The 8,764-nt window shown below is 70.1% G+C and carries 10 protein-coding genes and 1 tRNA gene; 7 read left to right on the top strand and 4 right to left on the bottom strand.

The window, feature by feature from the left end; all coding sequences use genetic code 11:
* The 3 genes from Q1K57_RS00155 to Q1K57_RS00145 all read left to right on the top strand — a co-directional run.
* A partial coding sequence (locus Q1K57_RS00155) for an integrase core domain-containing protein (protein WP_300077418.1) occupies nucleotides 1-305 on the top strand: 305 nt, incomplete at its 5' end.
* A gap of 56 nt (nucleotides 306-361) precedes the next feature.
* A complete protein-coding gene (locus Q1K57_RS00150) occupies nucleotides 362-658 on the top strand; it encodes a hypothetical protein (protein ID WP_300077415.1) in 297 nt (98 codons plus the stop codon).
* Complete coding sequence (locus tag Q1K57_RS00145) at nucleotides 658-1,782, top strand: hypothetical protein (protein ID WP_300077412.1); 1,125 nt, start codon at nucleotides 658-660, stop codon at nucleotides 1,780-1,782. The genes Q1K57_RS00150 and Q1K57_RS00145 overlap by 1 nt, the downstream gene beginning before the upstream one ends.
* Here the strand turns inward: Q1K57_RS00145 and Q1K57_RS00140 are convergent.
* A complete protein-coding gene (locus Q1K57_RS00140) occupies nucleotides 1,772-2,527 on the bottom strand; it encodes a hypothetical protein (protein WP_300077409.1) in 756 nt (251 codons plus the stop codon). The genes Q1K57_RS00145 and Q1K57_RS00140 overlap by 11 nt on opposite strands.
* 155 nt (nucleotides 2,528-2,682) lie before the next feature.
* Between Q1K57_RS00140 and Q1K57_RS00135 the strand changes: the two genes are divergently transcribed.
* The gene (locus Q1K57_RS00135; RefSeq protein ID WP_300077406.1) at nucleotides 2,683-4,647 is read left to right on the top strand and encodes a histidine kinase; all 1,965 of its coding nucleotides are present in this window, start codon (nucleotides 2,683-2,685) and stop codon (nucleotides 4,645-4,647) included.
* A complete protein-coding gene (locus Q1K57_RS00130) occupies nucleotides 4,635-5,282 on the top strand; it encodes a response regulator transcription factor (RefSeq protein WP_300077403.1) in 648 nt (215 codons plus the stop codon). Before Q1K57_RS00135 ends, Q1K57_RS00130 begins: the two co-directional genes overlap by 13 nt.
* Nucleotides 5,283-5,372: 90 nt before the next feature.
* Here Q1K57_RS00130 and Q1K57_RS00125 read toward each other — a convergent pair whose 3' ends face one another.
* Entirely contained in the window at nucleotides 5,373-5,972 is a 600-nt protein-coding gene (locus Q1K57_RS00125) for an RNA methyltransferase (RefSeq protein ID WP_300077424.1), read from the bottom strand.
* 111 nt (nucleotides 5,973-6,083) lie between these two features.
* On the opposite strand from Q1K57_RS00125, the gene Q1K57_RS00120 reads away from it, so the two are divergent.
* Together Q1K57_RS00120 and Q1K57_RS00115 are read left to right on the top strand one after the other, a co-directional pair.
* Nucleotides 6,084-6,752 carry a DUF368 domain-containing protein gene (locus Q1K57_RS00120; RefSeq protein WP_300077400.1) on the top strand — a complete coding sequence of 223 codons (669 nt, stop codon included), beginning with the start codon at nucleotides 6,084-6,086 and terminating at the stop codon, nucleotides 6,750-6,752.
* Nucleotides 6,753-6,918: 166 nt separating this feature from the next.
* Nucleotides 6,919-7,104, top strand: a complete 186-nt coding sequence (locus tag Q1K57_RS00115; RefSeq protein WP_300077427.1) for a hypothetical protein — start codon at nucleotides 6,919-6,921, stop codon at nucleotides 7,102-7,104.
* A 767-nt stretch (nucleotides 7,105-7,871) separates the two neighbouring features.
* On the opposite strand, the gene Q1K57_RS00110 is transcribed toward Q1K57_RS00115, so the two are convergent.
* Both Q1K57_RS00110 and Q1K57_RS00105 read right to left on the bottom strand, forming a co-directional pair.
* The gene (locus tag Q1K57_RS00110) at nucleotides 7,872-8,366 is read right to left on the bottom strand and encodes a VOC family protein (RefSeq protein WP_300077421.1); all 495 of its coding nucleotides are present in this window, start codon (nucleotides 8,364-8,366) and stop codon (nucleotides 7,872-7,874) included.
* A 264-nt stretch (nucleotides 8,367-8,630) separates the two neighbouring features.
* Nucleotides 8,631-8,716: transfer RNA gene (locus tag Q1K57_RS00105), tRNA-Leu, on the bottom strand.
* Nucleotides 8,717-8,764: the final 48 nt, after the last annotated feature.

The following is an 8,764-nucleotide window of genomic DNA, read 5'->3' as shown; positions in this document are numbered from 1 at the left end:
CCGACCGGGGCTCGACCTACACGGCGACCTCGTTCATCCGGCTCTGCGCTGACCTGGGGATCCGCCAGTCGATGGGCCGGGTCGGGTCGTGCTTCGACAACGCCGCCGCCGAGGCGTTCTTCTCCTCCCTGGAGTGGGAGGTCCTGTCCCGGCAGGAGTTCGACACCCGGGCTCAGGCCCGGGCCGTGGTCATCGACTGGGCCTACGGGTTCTACAACCACCAACGCCGGCACAGCGCGGCTGGCATGATGTCACCGGTCAACTACGAGCAGTCCACCGCAGCGCCCGTCCCGGACGCCGCGTAGCCGCAAGCCCTCCACGATCTGGGGGAACCACAGTTACCGATGGCGCCGGCTTCGCGATGGCCGACGAACACGGATTGCTGCTCAACCAGCAGGTGAGCTTCGACACGATGGGGAGCATGCTGGGCGCACTCGAGACTGGCCGCACCGGCGCGCTCGCCCCCACCCTGCGCATGGCCGACGACGCCTTCGCCGGAGGTGCCTGCTTGGTCGTCTCCGGGCCGAGCAGCCAGTCCAAGGCGCAGGTCGCCGAGGCCATGCGTCGCCACGCCTGCACCCCGTCTGGGAGGCCCTCGCCCTCGACCTGGCCACCCTCGGCGTCGACGTCGCGGACCTGCCCTCCCCCATCCACCTGATGCAGCTCGGCGACCCCGCCTGGCAGGCCACGCCGCGCGCGGACGCCACGCTCAAGGAGCTCCGCATGACCGACACCTACGAGGTGCTCGTCACGCTGCTCAAGGAGCCGAGCGGCACCGTCCGCCGCCTCGTCGCCGCCGACGGGGTCACTCCCCAGGACCTGGTCCCCGAGCTGAAGGAGGGGGCCGACGACCCGTACTCGACCGAGCGCGTCCCGCTCGACACCACCCTGCTGCCCGCCCAGGGCCGGGCGCAGCGCGTCCGCCGCTACGTGTCGGCGCCGGTCGACCTGGTCGCCGAGTCCCTGGCCGACCCCGGGCTGCCCCCGGTGTGGGCGTACGACCCCACGAAGGCGACGGCGTCCGACGGTGGCCTGCGCGTCCGGCACGACAAGGGCGGGCGCGTGCTCACCGTCCAGCTCGCCGTGGACACCGAGACCGTGGGCGACACCCGCATCGTCACGTGGACGCACACCGCCCTCGACACCCAGTACGCCGGTCAACGCCTCACCTACGACCGGTTCGAGGTCACCCCCGCGCCCGGCGGGGCCGACATCGTCCGGACGAGCGGGCGCCGCACCTACGGCGTCCTCGGGCGGCTGGCCGCGCCGTTCACCGACCGGTTCGTCGGCTGGGGCATGCTGCACACGATGCAGACCATCACGTTCGGCATCGCCGACCGCCAGCCCACCCTGAGTCAGCGGGCCAGCTCCTCGGTGACGGCGTCGGCGATCGACCCGTCGAGGTTGCGCGGCGTCCAGCCCTCGCTGCGCACCCATTCGGAGGTGCAGCCCGCGCAGGCGAACACGAGGTCGCCGTCGCGGACGTCCCCGGTGGGCCGCCAGTCGCAGAGGTCCCGGCACGGTTCTTGTCTCAGGGAACGCGGCATGGCCCCATCATGGCGCACGGCGTGGCCGCGGGCCGCTGACGTTGTGCCGAACCGGCTCGATCGGTCCGGACGCCCCGGCCACGGCCAGGGCGGCGTCGATCGAGCCCAGCCGGTGGAGCTCGTCGACCAGGGTGCGGGTGGGCGGCACCATCGCGACGTGGCCGGCCTCGGTGCGGGCGACGAGGTCGTCGAGCGTGAGCCACTCGGACGCCGACGCTCCAAGGTCAGCGCTTGAGAGGCGGCAGGTCCCATTCGTCGTCGCTCGTGCGCAGCACGGCCCAGGCGACGAGCGCGTACCCGAGTGTGGTCGCTCCCCAGCCGAAGGCGACGTCGAGCATCTGGTTGGGCACGATGACGGCCGAGACCACGTGGATCGGCTGCGCCACGGCGATGAGGGCACCCACCCACCAGGCGACGACGCGGGCTCGGACCACCGCGATGGCGACGAGCACCATGCCGATGAGGTGGCCCACGACGAAGGTGAGGGCACCGGTCAGCATGGCGGGGGCGTCCATCAGCAGCGCGGCGTCTGCCGCTATGGCTGCCGGGTCGTCGCCCCTCGCCACGAACGCCTCGACGAGGATGTCGGGCGCACTGACGGCGCTGCCGAGGGCGTAGGCGCCGAAGAGCACGCCCGCTCCCCACGTCGCGATGACCGGGGCCCGGCGGCGGGCGACGAATCCCATCGCCAGGGCGCTCAGCAGGAGGAACGGGGTGGTGGCGAGACCGAGCCAGGTCATGGCGGCCGCGCGGCCCGGTGCCGCCGCCATGCCGGCGACCATCTCGGCCGTCGAATCGTTCGTCCAGTACGGCATGACGGCCCGGATCAGGGTCACGCCGAGGGGGCCAAGGATCAGGGATGCCGCGGCGAGGCGTCGCCAGGTTCGGCGCAGGTCGCGGGGTGCGGCATCCGGGGTGGTCGGCACGGCTGGCGACGTCGCGCCGTCGATGGGTTGGGTGGGGTGCTCGATGGCGCTCATGGCTGATGTCCTCCTGAGGTGGGGTGTGATGTCGTCCCACTGTCGCGCCGAGAGCATTCCCGCGTCGTCCGAGGAGCCACTGCACCTCATCTGTGTGGTGGTGGGTGCGTGGTGGCACGGATGGCGTGGCACTCCTTCGCGGTTTAGCCTGAATCATGACCTGGCCCCGGCGCGCGACGTACGGACTCTGGGCCGCCTCCGCGGCGCTGCTCGTGCTGGCGTTCCTCGCCGTTCGTGACAAGGGCCACCCGGCCGACGCGTGGGTCGTCGGCGGGTCGATCCTCTGCTCGGCCATTCCGTTCACCGCCGGACACCTCGTGACACGTCACGATCCGTCGAACTGGGTGGGGCCCTGGCTGACCGCAGCAGGGGCCAACATCATCCTGCAGATGGCCCACGGCACCTGGGCCGAGGCGCTGGCCGACGCGCCGAGCGGCCTCGCGGCCAGCGCGGAGCTCCTGAACCTCACCCAGGGCATCTGGATGGGGTGGTTCCTCCCCTTCGCGATGGTGCTGCTCCTGTTCCCCGACGGCCGTCCAGCCGACACCTGGGGGCGGCGCACCGCCATCGCCCTGCCCGCCCTCGTCGTCGCGTTCAACCTTCTGCTCGCGATCGCCCCCGGGCCCCTGACACCTCCCCTGCCCGACTGGCCCCGACCGTTCGGCACCCACTGGATCGGCTACGCCAGCATTCCCGTGCTCATCGCGTTCTACGCCGCTCTGGTCGCCGCGGCCCTGTCGACCCGGCGGCGGTACCGGGCGGCGGGCACCGACCTCCAGCGATCGCGACTGCGCTGGATGTTCCTCTCCTGCCTGAGCGTCCCGGCCACGATCCTGCTCTGTTGGGCCGGCTACCTGCTCACCGGCACCCCGATCTTCGCCCTCGGTGGCCTCGTCGCGATGAACGTCGCCATCCCGACGGCCACGCTCATCGCCATGCTGCGCCACGACCTCTACGACGTCGACAGGGCCCTCGTGGCCACGGCAGCGTACTCGACCCTCGCCTTCGGGGTGGTGGCGTCGTATGGCGTGCTGTCGGCGGTGATCGGGCGCGCGCTGGGCGGCGACTCGGCAACCGCCGCGGTGATCTCGACGGTCATCGTCATGATTGCGCTGCTTCCGGCCCGGTCCATCCTGTTGCGGGTGCTCGGCCGCCGCCTGCACCCGCGGCGCGAATGCGGGGTCGCGGCGGTCCGGTCGCTCGTGGCGGCCGTTCACGCGGGCGCGGACCAACCCGAGCGGCTCGAGGAGGTGCTGCGCCAGGTGCTGCGCGATCCCGGCCTGCGGGTCGGTTACCAGCGCCCTGGCAGCACGGATTTCGTCGACGTCGACCAACGGTCCGTGCCCGCCGAGGGCAGCATTCCGATCACGCTGGCCCGCAACGTCGTCGGGGTGATCCGAGCCGGGGACGGGGCCGCCGGTATCCCGGAAGAGGTCGCCCGTGAGGCCGGCCTCCTCGCCGAGTCGGTGCGCCTTCGTGGCGAGCTGTCCGAGGCGCTGTCGGCGGTCGAGGCCAGTCGTCGGCGCCTGCTCAGCGCCGGGTACGAGGAGCGGCGCCGTCTCGAGATGGACTTGCACGACGGCGCCCAGCAGAGGCTCGTCTCCCTCGGCATGCGTCTGCGGGTGGCCCAGCACCGGGCAGACGGTGGTGACGCCCCGAACCTCGACGCACTGGTCGACGGGGCGGTGGGCGAGCTGGCACTGGCCGTGGCCGAACTGCGCCAGATCGCCCACGGGTTGCGTCCGAGCTGTCTGGACGACGGGTTGGCTCCGGCCCTGGAGAGTCTGACCCGCTCCTGCGCCCTGCCCCTTGACATCACGTGCTCGGCCGACGAATTGCCCGACCACGTGAGCCTCACCGCCTACTACGTCGCGAGCGAAGGCGTCGCCAACGCCGTCAAGCACGCCACCGCGTCCCGCGTAGCCGTCCACGTGCGGCAGGAGGAATCGATCGTCCACGTCGCCGTGCGCGACGACGGGCGCGGGGGGGCACGCCTCACACCCGGCTCAGGGCTGGCGATGCTCAGCGATCGGGTCAACGCCGTGGGTGGCCGGCTGACCGTGTCCTCCGAGCCGCGTGGCGGCACCTCGCTCGAGGCGGTCATCCCGTGCGCATCGTGATCGGCGAGGACTCGGCGCTGTTTCGTGCCGGGCTGAGGTCTCTGCTCACCGAGGTGGGCCACGACGTCGTCGCGGACGCCCACGACGCCCCGAGTGCGTTGGCCGCGGTGCTCGAGTACGGCCCCGATGTCGCGATCCTCGACGTCCGGATGCCGCCCGACCACGCCGACGACGGCGCCCGGGTCGCGGCGCGGGTTCGGTGGGAGCGACCGGAGATCGGGGTGCTGCTGCTGTCGCAACACGTGGAGTCGCGGCTGTCGGTCGACCTGGTGGCCGGCGGCCACTTCGGCTACTTGCTCAAGGACCGCGTCCTCGACGTCACCCAGTTCCTCGACGCCCTCGACCGGGTCGCCCACGGTGGGTCGGCGCTCGACCCCGAGGTGGTGGCACGGCTCATGGTCGGCGGCGGCCCGGGTCTGGCCTCGCTCACCCCGCGCGAACACGAAGTGCTGGCCCTGATGGCCGAAGGGTTGACGAACACGGGGATCGCCGCCCGCGTGGTCATTGCCGAGCGCACGGTCGAGACCCATATCGCTCGAATCCTCGGCAAGCTGGGCCTGACCACGGCGACGACGCACGACCATCGGCGGGTGCTCGCGGTGCTGCGCTACCTCGAGGGTCACCGGCCTGGCTGAGTGATGAAACGCGTTCTGTAGCGAGAAGGCAGCGGACTGTTCCCAGAACGGCTCGTGTGTCCAGCGCGTCCCCAGCTGCGCTTCGGGCTGCTAGGGCTTACCCTCGGCGTGCTGCAGCGCCCAGTGGTACATCGCGATCGCAGCAGCGGCGCCGGCGTTCATGGAGCGGGTCGAGCCGTACTGGGTGATGGCGACCACGCTCTCGCAGGCAGCGACGACCTCGTCGGTGAGGCCCGGCCCCTCGGAGCCGAACACGACGCAGCAGTCACGCGGGAGCGTGGCAGTCTCGAGCGGGACCGACCCCGGCAGGTTGTCCACGCCGACGGGCGTGATCCCCCGCTCGGCCAGCCACGAGACGAAGCCCGCGACGGTCTCGTGGTGGTGGACGTGCAGGTACCGGTCGGTGACCATCGCCCCGCGGCGGTTCCAGCGCCGGCGTCCGAGGATGTGCACCCCGGCCACGTTGAAGGCGTTCGCCGTCCGCACGACCGAGCCGATGTTGAAGTCGTGCTCCCAGTTCTGGATCGCCACGTGCAGGGGCGCGCGCCGGGTGTCGAGGTCGGCCACGATCGCCTCGAGGCGCCAGTAGCGGTACTCGTCGAGCACGTTGCGGCGGTCGCCGGCGGCGAGCAGTTCGGGGTCGAGCCGCGGATCCTCCGGCCAGGGCTGTGGGTGGGGCCCCACCCCCACCGACGGGGCGGTGGGATCGTCCGGGGCGTCGCCCGCGGCAACCGGTTCGGAGGCATCCACCCGCCCACGGTAGCCTGAACGGCGGACCACTCCCCCCACCGGGAGAGAAGCATGACGACCGACGACACCCCGATCCGCCCCGACGCCCCCGACGCGACCGATCTCTACGCCCCCGACAGCGAGGCCGCGTGGCTGGTCCGGCTGCTCAAGGGCATCGCCGTGGGCATCGGCTTCATCCTCCCCGGCCTGTCCGGCGGCGTGCTGGCCGTGATCTTCAAGATCTACGACCCGCTGATCAAGTTCTTGGCCAACCCCCTCAAGAACTTCGTGCGCCAGGTGAAGTACTTTCTGCCCGTCGGTATCGGCGGCATCATCGGCGTCGTCCTGTTCTCGATCGTGGTCGCCGCCGCGTTCGGACGCTACGAGGCGGCGTTCGTCTGCCTGTTCATCGGCTTCGTCATCGGCACGTTCCCCAGCCTTTGGCGCCAGGCCGGCAAGAAGGGTCGCGCCGCCAAACACTGGGTCATCCTCGCCGTCTCGGTCGCGGTCATCTTCGCGATCATGCTGGCCGGCGGCGGCCTGAACCTTCAGGTGCCGCCCAGCATCCCGGTGTGGCTCGGCTCCGGCGCCCTGATCGGCCTCGGCGTGATCGTGCCCGGCATGAGCCCGTCCAACTTCCTCATCTACTTCGGCCTCTACGACAAGATGGCCGAGGGCATCAAGGACTTCGACCCGTCCGTCTTCATCCCGCGTGGGGCGCTGCGGCGCTCGCCCCGCTGATTCTCCTCGCGTGGCCCTCTGTGCCGGGCGTCCTCGCAATGGCCGTGATCAGCGGGATCGTGGGGCCCATGGGCAACGTGGTGACGCAGTCGCTGCGCCCGCGCATGGTGCCCGCTCGGCGCCTCGGGATGGTGACGGGCGCTGGCCGGGTCTCTCGTTCGGGGCGATGCCGCTCGGGGCGCTCCTCGGCGGCGCGATCGGCGAGGCGTTCGGCATCCCGTGGGCCTTCGCCTTCATCACCGCCGCGCAAGTCGGCTCCACGGTTCTCGTGGGGGCGACCGTCTCGCAGGCCACCGTCGACGCCCACGTCTCCGCACCCACGGCCGCTCCGCCGCCCGCCACCGTGCCGTAGGTCCGCGGGTGACGCTCGGGTGCACGCCGGCGAGACGAGTGGTGGCCGACCGGGCGACGGAACGTCTCGGGTCTTCCCGCCGGTGGAGAGCTTCGCAGGAGCAGCGACGAAGTGCGTAACCAAGCCTGTTCGTGCCCACTCGTGCACGGGGGCAGTGAGCAAAACCCCTTGTAGACATGCAAATGGCCAAGCGGCGAAGGACTTGGCCATCGTGCGCGAGAGAGGACCTGAAGCTCGCAGTCGGGGCGCGGAACATGCCGTTGGCAAGGGGAAATGTCGGCTCGTGGCGCCCGCTCCGCGATGCGTCCAGGCTGCGGACGTACCGGCGCTCGCGCTCCGGGTCGTCCGAGCTGTTGCACACCATCACGGCCAACCCACGCTCGTACGCCGCATCTTCGACGGCTTCGCAAACGGTGGATCTCGGGGTCCGGGCCAGTTGCGGCTGCTGACCAAGCATCAGGCGCACCGCAACAATTCCTTCTTCACCTCTTATCCGCATGGACTCATCATTCGGGAACTCGATCGGTAGACGCTCTGCGATCTGTTCCGGCGACCACTCCCTATCCGCCCGGTGAGGCTTGTTCCGGCCCTGCCACGTGGCCGTGACGGGCCCGTCGATCACAGTACTGTCAGGGAACGTAATATGGCGTCCTCCAACAGATGCATGAACGGCCGAGCATCAGCTGGTGATGATGGGCTCGTAGGCCGTTCCGATCCATCAGCCCTTCTGTCAGGCAGCGAAGGCGCTTCCGGACCGCGTCGGCAGCTCAGCGTCTCTCCGGCATCCACACTTCCGCGACGGTGTCGTAGTGACCGTTCGGGATCGTCTGCAGCTCGACGAGCATGCCCCAGGGTGCCTTGACGTAGATCGAGTCATTGCCGGGGGAATCCTCGTGGCGAGAGTTGTCGTGCACCTCGTCGAGCTTGGTGCCCCCGGCCGCGACCAGACGCCTGATCGCGCCGTCCAGGTCGTCGCAGTAGAAGCTGATGTGGTTCAGGCCGAAGTCGGCCAGGCCGGACGCGGGGCGCTGCTCACCGGAGATCTCAAAGACCTCCAGTCCTGGTCCCCCTCCAATGACGAAGAACCGCTGTTTGTGGATCGCGGCACCCCGGGGAAGTCCGAGCTGTCGTTCGACCTGATCACCGCTCCGGGGCTCGTCGGCGTCGCTCAACCCGTCATAGGCGACCTCGGCGCCCAATCCTTCGGTGAAGAAGTGAGTGGCCACCTCCAGATCCGGGACCGTGATGCCGGTGTGCTGAATCGCGCGGGGCAGCGGTCCGAACCCGTCAGGCTTCGCAGCATTCGGGGGGACATCCCTGCGGAGACGCTGCGACGCACCGCGCAGGTGCTAGCTGAAACGCTAACTGGCTAGCGCAAAATGGAGTGCGCTCATCATTTCGTGGGAAGTATGTGGGGAATGAGGGCGTATCCAAGCCCATGGTCTGCCAACTCGTGCACTTGCGGCAGTGAGGTAAAACCCCTTGTGAAGATGCAAATGGCCAAGTCCCAAAGGACTTGGCCATCGTGCGCGAGAGAGGACTTGAACCTCCACGCCCTTAATCGGGCACTAGCACCTCAAGCTAGCGCGTCTACCAATTCCGCCACCCGCGCAGGTGTCGATCGGGTTCCCCCGACAGCCCCAGCACTATAACGCGCCCA

Source organism: Propioniciclava sp. (assembly GCF_029977985.1).
In the GTDB taxonomy this organism is placed as follows: domain Bacteria; phylum Actinomycetota; class Actinomycetes; order Propionibacteriales; family Propionibacteriaceae; genus Propioniciclava.
The sequence above is the reverse complement of the archived record's forward strand: the minus strand, read 5'-3'. Positions and strand labels throughout refer to the sequence as shown.